A 16222-nucleotide genomic window follows, 5' to 3' on the forward strand; every position below is an offset into this window, starting at 1 on the left:
CCTTGTCGGTGATATCAGGCGTCCAGCTTCTCTTTGGCCGCCAGGCCCAGTTCGCCGAGTACGCGGTCACGCGAATCGTCGTCGGCGAGTACGCTTTCGATGGCCTTGCGGAAGGCCGGGGCGTTGCCCAGCGGGCCTTTCAGGGCGACCAGGGCGTCGCGCAGTTCCATCAGTTTCTTCAGCTCCGGGACCTGCTCGACCAGATTGGCCGGGTTGAAGTCCTTCATCGAATTGATGCGCAGCTGCACGGCCAGCTCGTCATCGGTCTGCTCGTCCTGCAGACGGTTCGGCACGCCGAAGGTCAGGTTCAGCTCCTGCTTGGCCAGGACCTCGTCGAAGCTGTTCTTGTCGATGGCGATGGGCTTGCGGTCTTCGATCTTGCGATCGTCGGCGCGCTGGGTGAAATCGCCCAGCACCATCAGCTTGAGGGGCAGCTCGACCTCTTCCTGAGCATTGCCGGTGGCCGGCTTGAACGTGACGTTGATGCGTTCCTTGGGTGCAACCGAGCCTTCTTTGGCCATGGTGTTCTCCTTTGCGGTTAATCCAGCACCACTTCGAGATCGAGGTGGCACAGCCTGCGGTAAATCTCATCCTTGCTTTCACGCACGGCGTGGTTCTGCGGCAGCAGCTCGCAACAGCTGTGCAGCAGGCGCAGTACCTCGAGGGCGAGATCGGGTTCCCAGCTGCCCAGGCCACTGGCTTCGAGCTGCTGGTCGAGTGCTTCGAGCTGGGTTTTGGCCAGCTCGTATTTCTTGGCCTGGTAGCACAGGCGGGCGAGGCTCAGCTGCCAGAAGAAGCGCTCGCGGCCACCTCGGGCGCGAGCCAAGCCCTGTTTGAGCTGCTGCACGGCGGGCTTGAGGCCGTCCTTGCGCAGCAGCGGCACAGCTTCCTGCAGCGCGAGCTCCCAGCTCGGTTGCAGGGTGCCGGCTACGGGCGGCTCCTCCTGTCTGGCGGCCGTTGTCGGCTGCACATGGGGCATGACCTGGCCACTGATCCAGGCACGGGTTTCGGCATCGGCAAACGGGGTGCCGTCGTGAAAGCACAGTTCTTCCAGACGCGGTATGCGTTGCAGGAACAGCGCGAGCTGGATCTCCACTTCGCGCATGGCCTGCGCGGCGTCCAGCTCCTGCAGGCACTCCCAGGCCAGGCGCTGGCCGTCCAGCCAGAACGGCGCGCGCGCGGTGCTGTTTTCGAGGTCCACCAGCAGGTCGGCGTACTGCCCCTGAGCGAAGCGTTCGCGGTAGCTCGCCAGTTTGTCGGCGGGTACGCCACGTAGCGCGGTGATCTGCTCGCTGTTGTGCTCCGGCAGGCTATCGATGCTCAGCCAGAGTAGGGTGCGCGCGAGGCGCAGGGGGCGCAGATCGCTGGTGCGCTGCTTGAGCCACCAGGCGGTCAGTGGGCGCGCCTGCTCCTGCAGGTTGCGCACGGCCTTGAGCGCTTCCTTGTCGTTCTCTATCGGCGAGCCGGGAGCGAAGACCTGGCTGGCGACCTGCTTGACCTGGGCAATGGCCGCCCCCACCGTACCTGGCTGCGCCTGTCCCTGACTGGCGCGTTTGACCATGCCGTCGAGCTGGCGGCACAGCGGCAGCAGCAGCGGTGCGTCTTCGCCCAGATGGCCGGACAGGCACTGCTCCAGCGCATGCAATTGCTCGGCGAGGCTGCGAAACAGTGGCAGCTGTTCGCCAACCGGCACGTCTTCGGAAAAGGTCTGCTCCAGGCGCGGCAGCAACCAGTTGATCGCGGCGGCGCGGGTGCGTGGCTTGCGTGGGTGCAGCTCGTCCCAGTGATTGCTGCACAGGTATTGCAGCAGGCTCAGGCCAGCCTGCAGCCCAGCGAAGGATTCGCGTTGGAACAGGCTCCATGTGAGCCAGGCTGCAGCACGCAGGTCCTTGGACAGCGAAGCGAGCAGCACTTCGCTGCCTTCGCGGACCTTCTGCCAGTCGATGCCGGTGGTCTGATGAAGTGCCCCGGCCTTGGCAAGTTCAGCCTCGAGCAATTCGTATTCGCTGCTGTAGCGAATATCGTCGCCAGCGAAATTGCTGTCATTGACCGGCTTTCTGGCAAGTTCCAGATAATGCTTGCTGAGTGCGCTGGCGTGCATTGGGTCTTCCGTGACGCTCAAGTTCGATCCGTGAACTTTGAAACATGCCGCCAATATCAAAAGCGGAATGTTTCCGAGAAAAGGGGGTGCGCAACTTCTTGCACACCGTCCCTGCGCAACAAATTGCACAGGGCCTTATGGGGTGGGCATCCTAGACGTGGGGTATGTGTCGTTCAAGGCGAGAAGTGTGATCTCCGTTGCAGCTGGGAATATTAACCAGCTGGCGACGGAACTAATTCAAAACGGGGGATTAAGTTGCCTTTGTATAACAACTTAATTCGTAGGAAATATGCCGGTTGCTTGTAAGAGAATACTTACGTGCAACTTTCTACCCGGTCACGGAATCGGGGTCGACAAATGTTATAGGTCGCTGGAAGTTGCCGATATGGACACAGTCAGGATGTGGCGCTGACCCGGCTGGAGCACCACCGCGTCGTCCAGCACATTGGCCGTCTCGATGCACAGCATCCGCTGCCAGGCATCGTCGGCGAAGCTCGTCAGACGCTGCGCCTTGTCGATCCACGGATTCCATAACACGGCGGACATCGACCCGCTGGTGGTCAGTCGGATGCGCCGCTGCCACGCCGGATCGACGAGATTCAGGGTGGCCGGCAGCTGCTGGTAGACACGATCGGTTTCGCCGCTGAAATGCAGGTCGTTCTGTTGCTGGCATTCTTTCCAGTCCAGCAGGGTGTCGATGTACGGGCAGCCGGCGAGGCCCTCCACACGCACCTGATGGATGTCGCTGACGGCGAAGTAGCTGTGCAGCGCCTGGCTGATGGCAACGCTCTCGTCACCGTCGTTGCGGCTGCTGAGGCTGAGCTGGAGATCATCGGCGAGGCGAATCCGCAGCGTCAGTTCGACCCGATGCGGCCAGCCCGGCAACGCGCCGAGCGCCTGCGGACAGTCGAACTCGAGAATAGCCGCATCGCCATCGCTGCGTTGTTCGCGCAACTGCCAGGGCACCGTGCGTACCAGGCCATGGAAAGGTGCGGGTTGTTCGCCGTGGTAGCTCGCCTGTACGGTCTGCGGATTGCGCGCCAGGTCACCGAACCAGGGCCAGCAGATCGGCACGCCGCCGCGTACCGACTGACCCTGCTGGAAGGCTGCCTCTTCGCTGAGCCAGATGATCGGTGGTGCGTCGCCCTGGCGATAGCTGAGGATCTGCGCGCCCTGTTCGGCGATCAGCAGTTCGTCCTCGCCGCGGCGGACTCGCCAGACGGCGAGCTGGTCCATTTCGATGCGTTGGATATCGACAGGCATGGGCAATCTCGTGATGGGCTCGGGTTTGCGTCTGACAACGGTCGCAAGGCGGGATTTCATCCGCCTCCGGGGCATGGGGTGGATGTTGCTTATCACATCCAGCGTGGCTCCGTTCGATAGGGGCCACTCGGTGGATCGCCATGGTGGATCGCCGACGCGCGCTCCACCCTACAGGTCGCGCGGTTCAGCGACCCTGGCAGGCGTCGACCCGGAGCCAGCGTTCCAGCAGCTTGAAGCCCTGCATCAGGATGAAGGCGATCAGCAGGTAGATCAGGCCGGCGGTGAGGAACATTTCCTCGTGCAGGTAGGTGCGGGCGGCGATCTTGCGCGCCATGCCGGTCAGTTCCAGCAGCGTGATGGTGCTCGCCAGGGCGCTGGCCTTGAGCATCAGGATCACTTCGTTGCTGTAGGCCGGCAGGCCGATGCGCGTCGCGCGTGGCAGGATGATGTGCAGCAGCGCCTGCGCCCGTGACATGCCCAGCGCCCGCGCGGCTTCGACTTCACCCGGCGGCACGTTCTGGATCGCTCCGCGGATGATCTCGGCGATATAGGCGGCGGTGTGCAGGGTCATAGTGATGATCGCGCACCAGTACGGGTCACGCAGGTACGGCCAGAGCACGCTTTGGCGCACCACCTCGAACTGCGCCATGCCGTAGTAGACCAGGAACAGTTGCACCAGCAGCGGGGTGCCGCGGAAGAAGAAGATGTAGCCATAGGGCAGCGCGCGTATGGCCAGCAGGCGGGAGGAGCGGGCAATGCCCAGCGGCACGGCGAGGATCAGCCCGGCGACGACCGAAACGCCGACCAGTTGCAGCGTCAGCCAGGCGCCTTCGATGAAGCTCGGCAGCCACTTGATGAAGATTTCCCAGGTCATGCTGCGCTCCGCACGAAGCCGCGGCCGGCACGTTTTTCAAGAAAATGCATACCGATCATGGCGACGATGGTCAGGCACAGGTAGATGAAGGCGGCGACCAGGAAGAAGGTGAAAGGCTCCTTGCTGGCGGTCACGGCGATCTGCGAGCGGCGCATGATCTCTTCCAGGCCGATGACGGATACCAGTGCCGTGTCCTTCATCAGGATCATGAACAGATTGCCCAGACCCGGCAGCGCCAGGCGCCACATCTGCGGCAGGATCAGCCGCGTGAAGATCCGCCGTTTGCCCAGCCCCAGGGCCAGGCCAGCCTCACGGTGTCCCTTGGGAATGGCCAGCAGCGCCCCGCGGAAGACTTCGGTGGCGTAGGCGCCGAAGCACAGACCAAGGGCGATGGTGCCGGCGGCGAACGGGCTGAGGGCCAGGTTCTCGATGCCGAACAGCTCGCCGATACCGCGAATCATGCTGATGGTGCCGAAATAGATCAGCAACACCCAGAGCAGTTCGGGTACGCCGCGCACGATGGTCGAGTAGGTGCCGCCGAGCCAGCGCAGCGCGCTGTAGGGCGAGGTCTTGGCGAGAGCGCCGAGCAGACCGAGCACCAGCCCCAGCGCCAGGGAGGCGAGGGCCAGTTGAATGGTCATCCAGGTGCCGGCGATAAGCGCCGGACCGAATCCGTGAAGGTCAGGAATCATAGAAGCTCAAACACCGAAGCCCGGTCGGCCAGTTTCAGGCGACCGGGCTTCGGCTCGGTTGGATCAGTAAATGCTGAACGGGAAGTACTTGTCGTTGATCTGCTTGTAGGTGCCGTCAGCGATGATCTCGGCCAGCGCCTTGTTCAGCTTCTCACGCAGCTCGTCGTTGCCCTTGCGCACGGCGATGGCGATCTTGTCGTCATCGAATACCGGCTCGCCCTTGAACTCGAAGCCCTTGCCAGCATCGCTCTTGAGCCATTCCCACTGCACGAAGGTGTCGGCCAGGATGCCGTCGACGCGGCCGGAGGCCAGGTCCAGATAGGCGTTTTCCTGAGTGTCGTAGAGCTTGATGTCGACCACGCCGTCCAGGTTGTCTTCCAGCCAGGTACCGGCGATGGTCGCGCGCTGGGCGCCGATGACCTTGCCGTCCAGGTAGTCCTTGTCGGTCTTGAAGTCGGTGGACTTGGGCGCCACGAACTGCAGCTTGTTGGTGTAGTAGTGGTCGGTGAAATCGACGGCGTTCTTGCGCTCTTCGGTCACCGACATCGAGGCGGCAAGGAAGTCGAACTTGCCGGCATTCAGCGCCGGGATGATGCCGTCCCAGTCCGAGGTGACCACTTCGCACTCGGTCTGCATCTTGGCGCAGAGGGCGTGGGCAATGTCGAGGTCGAAACCGACCACCTTGCCGCTGGCATCGATCAGGTTGAAGGGCGGGTAGGCGCCTTCGGTACCAATCCGTAGTTTTTCCGCGGCGAATGCCTGGGTGCCGATGATCAACGATGCAGCAGCGGTCAGCAGGATCTTCTTATAGCTCTTCATGCGGTGTTGCTCCATTAGCGATGGCTGGACATGAATTGTTTACAGCGCGCCGATTGAGGATTGTCAAATACCTGCTCGGGCGTTCCTTGCTCCTCGACCAGGCCCTGGTGGAGGAATACCACTTCGCTGGATACCTGCTTGGCGAAATTCATCTCATGGGTGACGAGCAGCATGGTGCGGCCTTCTTCGGCGAGCGACCGGATCACTGCAAGCACTTCTTGTACCATTTCCGGATCGAGCGCCGAGGTGGGCTCGTCGAAGAGGATCACTTTTGGCTGCATCGCCAGCGTCCGCGCAATGGCCGCGCGCTGCTGTTGACCGCCGGACAGCTGATTGGGATAGACGTGGCGCTTGTCGGCGATACCGACCTTGGCCAACAGCGCCTCTGCCACCTCGGTGGCTTCGGCCTTGCTCTGACCGAGCACGCGGCGCGGTGCCTCGATGATGTTGTCGAGGATGGTCATGTGCGGCCAGAGGTTGAAGTTCTGGAACACGAAACCCAGTTCGCTGCGAATCCGATTGAGCTGCCTGCCGTCGGCGGCGACCAGGTCGCCCTGCTTGTCGCGCTTGAGCTTGAGCTGCTCGCCGGCCACCAGAATCTCGCCCTCATGGGGGTTTTCCAGCAGGTTGATGCAGCGCAGAAAGGTGGATTTTCCGGAGCCTGAAGAGCCGAGGATGGAAATCACATCGCCATCGCGGGCGGTCAGCGAAATGCCTTTGAGAACTTCCAGATCGCCGTAGCGCTTGTGCAGGTTGCGGATTTCCAGTGCAGGGATGGCCTCGGCCATGAGGGGTCCTCTTACAGACCGGCGAAGGCCGCCATGGTCTAGATATCTGATGGTGCGCTCCGCGCGAACTGCTCGCCGTCCTGGCGAGGCGCAAACCTAGCATGCGATGCGGCATGCGCCAAGCGCGATGCGGCGTTGAGCACTGTGACCGATCGGTCACGTTTCGCTGGCCACCGATGCGCCCCTATCTATATAGATGAAATCGGCGCTGTACGCGCAGGCACACTCCGGTGCCTTGCGTAAACGGCAGGCTCGGTCCGCTTCCGTGCGGCGCGAAGCGGCCACGGTCTCAGCTCGCTTCCGGCTTGGGCGTGTTTTGGTCGTCGGAGAGCATTTCGTCGTGCTCGGCCATCTTCCACGGCAAGCTGCCCGGCGAGATGTGCAGGAAGTGCAGGTACTTTTCGAACTGGTCGAGTATGTCGCTGATGATGTCCGCCTGGTCGTATCCGTAGACGTCGTAATGCTGGCCGCCGCGGCGCAGGAACACTTCGGCGCGGTAGTACTGCTCGTCGGCCTGCGGCCCTTCGGTCAGCGCGAACGCCGGCATGGCGTAACCGACCGCACGGATCTCGTAGATGAAGTCCACCTGGTCGTCCTTGATGACCTCCAGGTAGAGCCGCGAGTGGGCTTCATCGGTGTGCACTTCGGCAGCCCATTCCTGGCCACTGAGTTCGCGCTGCACGCGGCGCATGGCCTTGAGCACCGTGGTGCTCATGAAGCTGTCGACTTCTTCCCTGCTGGGAAAGCTGACCATCCCCGCCAGGCGCTTCTTCCACAGGCCGGGACCGGCGTTGCTCGCCAGCCGGCTGCCCTGCATGTGGCTTTGCAGGCTGGTTTCGTGGTGGCCTTCGATCACCAGAGCGCGCCACATGCCCAGCGCGGCGATCATCATGATGATCGCGAAGGGCAGCGCGCTGGCGATGGTCATGGTCTGCAGCGCGCTGAGGCCGCCGGCCAGGAGCAGGGCGGACGCAACTACGCCCTCGATGCTGGCCCAGAACACACGCTGCCAGACCGGCGTGTGCAGCGCGCCGCCGGCGGCCAGCGAGTCGATGACCAGGGAGCCGGAGTCCGACGAGGTGACGAAGAAGGTGATGATCAGCACCACCGCCAGGAACGAGGCGATGGACGTCATCGGCAGCAGTTCGAACAGTTTGAACAGCGCGATGGCGTTGTCCGCCTGCACATCCGAGATTAGCGAGGTGTAGCCTTCGACCATGATCATGTGCAGCGCGGTGTCGCCGAATACCGAAAACCAGAGGAAGGTGAAGATGGTCGGAACGAACATCACGCCGAAGACGAACTGGCGAATGGTCCTGCCGCGGCTGATCTTGGCGATAAACAGGCCGACGAAGGGCGACCAGGCGATGGTCCATCCAAAGATGAACAGCGTCCAGTTGCCGATCCAGTCGCTGCGGCTGTAGGCCTGCAGGTTGAAGGTGCGCTCGATGATGTTGTTCAGGTAGCTGCCGGTGTTCTGCAGAAACGTTTCGAGGATGAAAATGGTAGGCCCGACCAGAAACACGAAGAGCATCAGGCCGATCGCCAGGATCATGTTCAACAGCGACAGGTTTTTCACGCCCTTGTCGAGGCCGGCGACCACCGAGCAGATCGCCAGGCCGGTGATGATCGCGATGGCGATGATCTGCACGTTGATGCTGATCGGTATCGACGGCCAGAGGTAGTTGATGCCCGCGTTGATCTGGGTGACGGACAGGCCCAGCGTGGTGGCGATGCCGAACAGCGTGCCGAGAATCGCGAAGACATCCACCACATGGCCGATCGGCCCGTAGATGCGTTCGCCGATGATCGGGTACAGCGCCGAGCGCATCGACAGCGGCAGGCCGTGGCGGAACGAGAAGTACGCCAGCACCAGACCGGTCAGTCCGTAGATGGCCCAGATATGAAAGCCCCAGTGGAAGAAGGCGATCTGCATGGCCTGCTTGGCCGCATCGACGGTTTCCCCCGCACCGGCGGGCGGCGAGGCGTAGTGCAGTACGGGTTCGGCCACGCCGAAGAACAGCAGGGCAATGCCGTAGCCGGCGGAAAAGAGCATGGCGAACCAGGCCGGGAAGCTGTACTGCGGCTCGGCGTGGTCCGGGCCCAGCTTGATGCTGCCCCAGGGCGTCATCGCGATGCCGACGATGAACACCAGGAAAAAGGCTACCGAGAGCATGTAGAACCAGCCGAAGTTGGTCGTGATGAACGCCAGCGTCGAGCTGAACACCTCACCGGCCAGCTCCGGATTGCTGATGGTCCCGATCACCAGCAGCAGCGTGACGATCACGGCTGGAATGAACACGGGGAACAGGATGATGGCCTTGGGCATTTTCTTGGCGGCGTCCATGGGCGGTCAGCCTCCCTTTGCGAATGGGTGATGAGCGGGATGTACGCGGCGAAACCTCCGGAGAGCCCGAACGCTGCCTCTGGGGTAGACGGTCCGAAGCGCCGAATGATTCAGCGAAAAGATGGGTTGGGTGTCGATTGATCTATAGCGCCGGTACTAGAACGCGGGCTCCAGGCCATGGCGCCGTAGAATGGCCGCAACGCTGCCGTCGGCGATCAGCGCTTCGAGCGCGTCGTTGAAACGTTCGAATTCGGCTTCGCTGACCGCGGCGCGGGAAAGGCCGATCGCGTAGGAAACTCGTTGCAGCTCACCCGCCTCGTGAATGTCGGTATGCCCCTCCTGATCGATCAGGTGCCAGGCGACGTCCTGATTGACCACGGCGACGCCCTGTTCGCCGAACCTGCCGGCCTCCAGCATGCGCAGCAGCCGCCGGTTATCCGCCTCCAGGATCAGCGTCACGTCGCCGACCTCGGCCAGATGCTGGCCGAGCACGAAGGAGGTTCCGGAGGGCCCGTACACGGCGACGCTGCGTCCGGCCAGGTCCTCGGGGCGATGGAAGACGAAGCGGCTCGCCGAACGCGCATAGACCCCATAGCGGGAGGTGACCAGCATGCGAGTGAGGTGAAACGCGCGCTCGCGATCCGGTGAGCGGATCACGGTGAAGATCCCCTGCGCTTCACCGTCCTCGGCCAGCGCCAGTGCGCGTCGCCAGGGCAGCAGCTGCACCGGACAGTCGATCCGAAGTCGCGCGCAGACGGCTGCAACGATCTCGACGAAAGGCCCGGCTGCACGGTCCTCGGTGCCGGTGGCCGTCGTGGCATAGCTGAACGGCGGGAAGTCCTCGGTGACGAAGCGCAGCTCATCGGCTTGGCAATTGCCCATGAGTGCCAGGCCGACGACTATCGCAATCCATCGAGTGGGCATGCTGCAAGCTCCAGGCGATCGGCAGAGCGGCAATACGCTCCACGCCCTTGCAGGCTAGCGTGTCGCCGTCCGCGGCGCGACCCCCGAATCAGGGTAGCCCGCGCAGCAAGCCCGGTCGCCAGGTGAGGGTAAGGCTGACCGCTATAGCGGCGGCCGCCATCAGCAAGAACCAGAGCAGTACAGCAAAGCCTGGCCCCTCCACCGTCATCAGGGCCGTGGGCGCGCCGGCGAAGGAAATCGCGGCGACGCTTCGGCGTAGCCATCGCTCGCGTGCGGGCGCAGGTGCAGCTGATCGCCAGACCTTCTGGCGATGAGATTGCTGCAGCAGCGCGAGCTGGGCGAACGCCAGGTAACACAGGATAAAGACGCCCAACTGCGTGACTTCAGGCATTGGTAATGCGCCGGTTCAGGCGTCGTGCTGCAGCCAGCGTCAGAAGCGCCAGCAACATGAGCAACAGATCCATGCCGGCAACCGCATAGCGCCCTTGCTGGAGGCTGTGCAGCAGATGATCGCCCGTGGTCAGCCAGTTCAGCAGCACCGCTGCCGGTGCGGCGACGCCGATGGCCAGCAATTGTCCGTGCCAGGCACCCGCGCCACGGATCAGCGCATGGACCAGAGTCGACGCCCAGATCAGAAAGAACGCCCAGCCTTCGAGGGCGGCGCGGTCTATCTCGAAGCGGCCAACGTCGGTCGGCAACGCGCGATTGGCGATGAAGAAGCCAAGCGTGGCGAGGATCAGACCGCTGCAGCTGCAAACACAGATCGCGTCCAGCAGGTGCGCGCCGGTATGCCCGTGCCGCTGATGTCGGGCGCGGCGGGCGCCGGTCCAGAACAGCAGGCCGGTGGCGATCATTATCCAGCCGGACAACCCGCCCAGAAAATACAGCCAGCGCAGCGTCCAGTGTTCGAACTGAACGAAATGCAGGCCGCTGAAGAATCGCTGGATGGCGGCCACCGGCCCGGTCCGGTGATCGAGCAGGAGGGCTCCACTGCTGCCGTCAAAGGTCATGCGATCGACGTTCATGGTCACCTCGCGGGCAAAGCTGCGGCGAACCTCCACGTATGCCTGGGCGTCTCCGGGATGCCATATCCGCAGCATGTAGGGCTCATCACCCCAGGCTCCGCGTGCACGGTCGCGCATGGCGTCCAGTGAGGCCAGCGTCGCGGGCTCGGTGGATGCCTGCCGTGTGTAGTTGCCGAATGCCTCGGTGCTGAAGGCAGCCGGATTGCCTGGGTAGATTCGTTCGATGACCGTCGGAAAGTAGATGGCAAAGAAGATGATCAGACCGGATAGGCTGATCAGAAAATGAAACGGCAATGCGACGACGCCGGTCAGGTTGTGCAGATCCAGCGTGGCGCGTTGCGTGCTCTTGTGCGGCCTGAAGGTGAAGAACTCGCGAATAATCTTGCGATGGATCACCACGCCGGACATCAGCAACAGCAGCATGCCCATGCCGGCGATGCCCAGCAGCCAGTAGCCGACATTGCGCCAGCGCAGATGCAGGCTGTAGTGGAACGGAAAGAGGAACCCGGTGGCTGCCCAGCTGCCATGGTCCGGTAGCAGCTCGCCGCTGGCAGGATCGATGAAGCGGCGCGTCGATACGCCCTCGGCATTCGGGAACTCCAACTGGATGACCGGTGTGCGCTCGCTGGGCAGAGTGATGCTCCAGCGCGCCGCCGTGCCGGCCAGCCGCTGGGCATGCGGCACGACCAGGCGATCCAGGGAAAGGTCGACAGGTGGTGAGCCGAGCCGCGTCGAAGGCAGCATCCAGCGGTCGATCTCGCGATCGAAGACCACCAGGCTGCCGGACCAGAAAACCGCCAGCAGCAGGCCGCCGAGCAGCACACCGGTCCAGGTGTGCAGCCAGCTCAGCGAAGCACGAAATCCGTTCCCGGGCATCGTCAACCTGCACCAGCGATAAGCGGCCGCGCTGCCAGCGGGCCGACCTGCAGCGCCAGGTCGCTGGCGATGCCTAGCAGCAATAGCAGGCAGAGACGCCACAGCCGTGGTTCGACGAACGCCCAGAGCAGCAGGCCGAGGTAGATGACGAAACCCAGCATGCAGGCTATCAGCACCGCCTCGTGACCGGCCAGCCCGATTAGCTGCACCAACAACCGAGCGCTGGCCGAAGCCAGCGCTACGGTACAGGCGAAGCCGCCGCCGATGCCCGCAAGAACCCGCAGCGCGAGACTGGCGTGGTGGCGCCAGTCCATTTGGTGCTGTTGCCGCCCCTGTTTGGCCGCTGAGTGCATGTCTTAGAAGCTGACCTGATAGCCAAGGGTGAATGTCCGTCCACGACCATTGAAGACGCGGCCATTGCGGGTTGCGGGTGCGCCGGTGTTGGCGGCCTGCGAGTAGTAGGTCAGATAGTCCTCGTTGAACAGGTTCTCGATCCCCAGGCGGGCTTCGCCGACCGGCAGGCGATAACCGAGCGAGGCATCGACCAGGGTGTAGCCGTCGAAATCCAGGCCCGGCTGGTCAAAGCCCCGGCTGGCATAGTGGTTGGCCTGCAGCAGGCTGTGCAGCTTGTCGTTCCAGTTGGCCTGCCAGCTGATGCCGTAACGATCCGGCGAGATGTTCGCGCCATCGAGGTCGGTATCGACCTTGCCGTCGTCGTCTGTGTCGGACTGGCCGTTGACCTGGGCATACATCAGCTTCAGGCGGTGCGCCTTGTTGATCTGCCAGCCGCCGGTGAACTCGATGCCATCGATTTCGGTGCGCTCGCGGCGAACCTGATAGACCCCGCCCACGCTGTCCAGACGCGATCCGAGGTCGGCATCCGACTCGTAGTAACTGATCTCTGCGTCGAGCGGGCCATGATTCAGGCGGAAGCCGATCTCGCGGTTTTCAGTAACCACCGGTTGCAGGTCGAGGAAGTTGTCGACGCTGGTGCCCGGCGTGCCGATGCCCCGCAGCACGCGACCGACATCCGGCATGCCGAATCCTTCCGAGTAGTTGGCGAATAGTTGCGCCCAGTCATTCATCTGCCAGACCAGGCCAGCGTTGTAGAGCGTTTCCTCGAACGTCGGGTTGCCGCCTTCCACATCGACGCTACCCACCGGTTTGGTCGAGGCAATGGTGCGGAAGCTGTCGACGTCGAGATCGGCGAATTCATGCCGCACACCGGCATGCAAGGTCAGCTGGTCGAGCGCGCGGATCTCGGCCTGGAGGAACGGCGCATAGTTGCGGAACACCGTTTCTGGCACCCATTCCCGATCAGTGAGAATCAGCTGCTGGCTGGTGGTGTCCTGCAGCACATCGAGTCCGCCGGTGAGCATCAGACGGTTGTCGAGCATGCCATCGCGGCTGATCGTCAGCTTGCCGCCGATCTTGTCCGACTCGTTCTGCGACTGATCGAACAGCGTTCCCGCCGGCGCGATGCTGGGGTCCTGGAAGGTGGCATTGGTGCCGCCACCGAAGCGGCCGCGGAATCGCTGGGTATAGAGCTGCAGGCCCAGCTCGTTGCCATACAGATCGGCATGCTTGTAGGACAGGCTGGTCGCGAGTACTTCATTCTGCGGTGCCTTGCCCTGCGGGTCGCCCTTGCGCGAGGTCGCGGGTATCTCCGCGTCGGCGTCACCCGGCACGTTGACGTACTCGTGTTCGCCTTCGACTTCGTAGCGATTGACCATCAAACCGATGTTTTGATTGTCGTCCAGCCAGTAACCGAGCTTGAGCAGCAGATCGGTGCCGGTCGAATCCATCACGTCGCCCTGGGTGTCGTCGACGCCGATCAGATCGCCGTTGGCATCGTAGAACATGCCCTGGGTCTGCCAACTGGCGGCGGCGAGGTAATCGAGGTCACCCTGGGTGCCTTCCACCCGGTAATCGAGCTTGTAGCCCAGTCCCTCGGACTCGTAGTCGCCCGGCGCGGTGAAGCTGACGCCCGCGTGCTGACGCAGCTCGCCGCTTTCAGGACGGCGGGTGACATAGTTGATGATGCCGCCGGTAGCGCCCAGGCCGTGCTCGGCACTGGCGCCATGGATGACTTCGATGCGCTCGACCATCGACAGGTCGATCACATAACCGTCGCGCTGGCTGTCCCGAAGCGGCGTGGACTGTGGCACGCCGTCGATGAGGATCAGTGCCGAGCGGCCGCGAAAGGTCTCGCCGGCGCTGCTCATCTTCTGCCGGCTTGGCGAGTACGAGGGGATCAGGTTGCTCAGGATCGCGCCATGGTCCGAGGTGATCGCCAGTTGCTGCTCGATTTGCTCGCGGCTGATCACCGTGATTTTCTGTGGCGTCTTGCCCGCTTCGCTTCTGGCCCGTGTCGCACTGATCGTGACTGCTTCGAGCTCCGTCGCTTCATCTGCCGCATTGGCCGGCAGGGACGAGAGGGAAAGGGATGCAAGAGAGATAGACAAGCACAGGCTGGTTCTGCGAAACACGTGAAAGCTCCCGGTGTTGGATTTGTTCAGGGAGCGCGAATGTAAACTAAATGTAAATTACTTTCATTAAGCTTTGGCTGTTTTCCGCCGGTTATGGCCGCTCCGCCCGTTACCCACAGGGCTGAGCCTGCGGGCCGGGCTAGCGGCTCTTGCGCATCTGCTCGCGCCATTCCCATGGCGGTTGCTGTTCGGTCTTGTGCAATGACCACAGGCCGCGCCTGAACTCGCGGGCAACCGCCTCCAGATCGAGCAGCGAGCGGTCGTCAAGGTGACCGCGATACGCCCAGGCCGTGCCAGACCTGACCATCTCCGAATTGACGTCGATGTTGCCAACGCTGACTCGCGCCAGGGTCCGTCCCAGGTCATCGCGGCCCTTGACTACGAGCGTCACGTTCTTGCCGAAGATGTGGTCGGAGAGCGCTTGCCGGGCCTGGCTGCCGTAGGGTTGCTTGAGCTCCGGGGTGTCGATTTCCGCCAGCCGGACCCTGAAACGTTCTCCCACGTTGGTCCGGCAGCTGAAGGTGTTGCCATCGGCGATGCCGATCACCCGGCAGTCGAACGATTCGGCAGAGGCAGGCATGGCAGTTATGAGCAGGGCGGCAAGCAGGTAGCGCAGCATGAGGGCATCCATGCGGTTCGGGGCGGGCGAGGGTAACAGGCTGGTCGCTGCCCTGATCGGCGCCAGGTCTCAGATGAACCGTCAGCGTTGGCGAAATGGCGGCCGATCACGCATGGCGAGAAATACGCCGAACCGCCGCCTTGCCATGGCGCGCGTAACGATCAGAAGGCGGCTTCGAGTTGGTGCCGGCGCAGAATCTTCGGCACCGTGCCATCGGCTATTGCCGCGTCCAGCGCCTGCTCGAACGCTTCGAACTGTGCCGCGCTCACCGTCTTGCGCGAAAGACCGATGCCATAGCTGATCGGGCCCATTTCGCCAGCCTCGCGCACATCGGCAAGTCGCTCTTCCTCGATCAGGTGCCAGGCAACATCCTGATTGAGCACCGCCAGGCCGTCCACACCGAAGCGCCCGGACTGCAGCATGCGCAGCAGTCGGCGATTGTCGGTAGTCAGGTGCAGGCGTACGTCGGGCACCGACTTGAGGCGCTCGGACAGCACGTAAGAGGTGCCGGATGGGCCATAGACGCCAACCAGCCGGCCCGCCACATCACCTGGTTGGTTGAAGACGAAGCTGCTCTCGGCCTGGGCGAAAACACTGTAGCGAGAAGTGACCAGCATCCGGCTGATGTGGAACATCTGCTCGCGCTGCGGTGAAGGTGTCAGTGTGAATATTCCGTCCACCTGTCCCTGTTCGGCCAGGCGGAATGCGCGCTGCCAGGGATACAGGGTGATCGTGCATTGGTGCTGCAAGCGTGCGCAGATCGCATGTACCACCTCTACAAACGGGCCGGCCGCACCAACGCCTGCGGTTTCGCTGGCCGGGGCGTCAGCCGGATAGGTGAACGGCGGGAAGTCTTCGGTCACGAAACGCCACTGCGCCGCGCCTGCCGGGGCGGCGTTCGACAACAGCCATATCAGCAGAATCGAGAGAATCCTGTGCACCGTTCGGCTCCTTGCGCTTTGCGGCATTCCTTGGCAGTTCACGCGGCCGGGCAACATCCGGCTCTGGCCCGCCCAGTTAGCAGCAGCCTAGCGCAGAATGAAGTCGGAGCGATGAAGTGATAAGGCCTGGCCGTGCATGCGTGGCTTGCGGTTGTCCCGCGTGGCGTGGCGTGGCTGCCGCTCGGTATCCGAGCTTCAGCCGGTGAGCGGCTTGCGGAAGATCACAGGATGCCAGCGATGCTGGGAGGATGCTTCCGTGTGAATGCCGTCAAGCCATTCCGGAAGGCGGGGCTGGAGCGCAGCGCGCCGCTGGCACAAATCGCAGGCAATAAAAAACCCCAAGGAGGTTAATTTCGCTTGGGGTTTTTCGGTATTAGTGGTGCCCAGGGACGGAATCGAACCGCCGACACGGGGATTTTCAATCCCCTGCTCTACCGACTGAGCTACCTGGGCAACGGGGCGCT

15 protein-coding genes and 1 tRNA gene are annotated in these 16222 nt (G+C 63.0%); all 16 read right to left on the minus strand.

Features of this window, described 5'->3' with window-relative positions; genetic code table 11:
- Positions 1 to 14: 14 nt before the first annotated feature.
- The 16 genes from tssB to LLJ08_RS00735 all read right to left on the minus strand — a co-directional run bounded on the left by tssB (position 15) and on the right by LLJ08_RS00735 (position 16211).
- Positions 15 to 521 (minus strand): type VI secretion system contractile sheath small subunit, encoded by a 507-nt coding sequence (tssB, locus tag LLJ08_RS00660; protein ID WP_008567243.1) that lies wholly within the window; start codon positions 519 to 521, stop codon positions 15 to 17.
- 17 nt (positions 522 to 538) lie between these two features.
- Complete coding sequence (tssA, locus tag LLJ08_RS00665) at positions 539 to 2101, minus strand: type VI secretion system protein TssA (RefSeq protein WP_228207961.1); 1563 nt, start codon at positions 2099 to 2101, stop codon at positions 539 to 541.
- Positions 2102 to 2461: 360 nt separating this feature from the next.
- The gene (locus tag LLJ08_RS00670; RefSeq protein WP_228207962.1) at positions 2462 to 3364 is read right to left on the minus strand and encodes a D-hexose-6-phosphate mutarotase; all 903 of its coding nucleotides are present in this window, start codon (positions 3362 to 3364) and stop codon (positions 2462 to 2464) included.
- A 184-nt stretch (positions 3365 to 3548) separates the two neighbouring features.
- Positions 3549 to 4238 (minus strand): ABC transporter permease, encoded by a 690-nt coding sequence (locus LLJ08_RS00675; RefSeq protein WP_044314867.1) that lies wholly within the window; start codon positions 4236 to 4238, stop codon positions 3549 to 3551.
- Positions 4235 to 4930 (minus strand): ABC transporter permease, encoded by a 696-nt coding sequence (locus LLJ08_RS00680; RefSeq protein ID WP_042927624.1) that lies wholly within the window; start codon positions 4928 to 4930, stop codon positions 4235 to 4237. Before LLJ08_RS00680 ends, LLJ08_RS00675 begins: the two co-directional genes overlap by 4 nt.
- A 63-nt stretch (positions 4931 to 4993) precedes the next feature.
- Positions 4994 to 5749 (minus strand): ABC transporter substrate-binding protein, encoded by a 756-nt coding sequence (locus LLJ08_RS00685; RefSeq protein WP_023444040.1) that lies wholly within the window; start codon positions 5747 to 5749, stop codon positions 4994 to 4996.
- Positions 5750 to 5763: 14 nt separating this feature from the next.
- Positions 5764 to 6537 (minus strand): ABC transporter ATP-binding protein, encoded by a 774-nt coding sequence (locus LLJ08_RS00690; RefSeq protein ID WP_014818616.1) that lies wholly within the window; start codon positions 6535 to 6537, stop codon positions 5764 to 5766.
- 289 nt (positions 6538 to 6826) lie between these two features.
- Positions 6827 to 8884: a BCCT family transporter gene (locus LLJ08_RS00695; RefSeq protein ID WP_228207963.1), complete on the minus strand. Its 2058-nt coding sequence runs from the start codon at positions 8882 to 8884 to the stop codon at positions 6827 to 6829.
- Between the two features lie 156 nt (positions 8885 to 9040).
- On the minus strand, positions 9041 to 9808 hold the full coding sequence (locus LLJ08_RS00700) for a substrate-binding periplasmic protein (protein WP_228207964.1): 768 nt from the start codon (positions 9806 to 9808) through the stop codon (positions 9041 to 9043).
- An 88-nt stretch (positions 9809 to 9896) separates the two neighbouring features.
- A complete protein-coding gene (locus tag LLJ08_RS00705; protein WP_048512713.1) occupies positions 9897 to 10199 on the minus strand; it encodes a DUF3325 domain-containing protein in 303 nt (100 codons plus the stop codon).
- The gene (locus LLJ08_RS00710) at positions 10192 to 11709 is read right to left on the minus strand and encodes a PepSY-associated TM helix domain-containing protein (protein WP_228207965.1); all 1518 of its coding nucleotides are present in this window, start codon (positions 11707 to 11709) and stop codon (positions 10192 to 10194) included. Before LLJ08_RS00710 ends, LLJ08_RS00705 begins: the two co-directional genes overlap by 8 nt.
- 2 nt (positions 11710 to 11711) lie before the next feature.
- On the minus strand, positions 11712 to 12023 hold the full coding sequence (locus LLJ08_RS00715; RefSeq protein WP_048512712.1) for a hypothetical protein: 312 nt from the start codon (positions 12021 to 12023) through the stop codon (positions 11712 to 11714).
- A gap of 42 nt (positions 12024 to 12065) precedes the next feature.
- A complete protein-coding gene (locus tag LLJ08_RS00720) occupies positions 12066 to 14174 on the minus strand; it encodes a TonB-dependent receptor (RefSeq protein ID WP_228207966.1) in 2109 nt (702 codons plus the stop codon).
- A gap of 163 nt (positions 14175 to 14337) precedes the next feature.
- Positions 14338 to 14817 (minus strand): thermonuclease family protein, encoded by a 480-nt coding sequence (locus LLJ08_RS00725; RefSeq protein ID WP_042927618.1) that lies wholly within the window; start codon positions 14815 to 14817, stop codon positions 14338 to 14340.
- A gap of 161 nt (positions 14818 to 14978) precedes the next feature.
- A complete protein-coding gene (locus LLJ08_RS00730) occupies positions 14979 to 15785 on the minus strand; it encodes a substrate-binding periplasmic protein (RefSeq protein WP_031297178.1) in 807 nt (268 codons plus the stop codon).
- A gap of 350 nt (positions 15786 to 16135) precedes the next feature.
- Positions 16136 to 16211, minus strand: a tRNA-Phe gene (locus tag LLJ08_RS00735).
- Positions 16212 to 16222: the final 11 nt, after the last annotated feature.

The organism is Stutzerimonas chloritidismutans (assembly GCF_020783375.1).
Lineage (GTDB): Bacteria > Pseudomonadota > Gammaproteobacteria > Pseudomonadales > Pseudomonadaceae > Stutzerimonas > Stutzerimonas kunmingensis.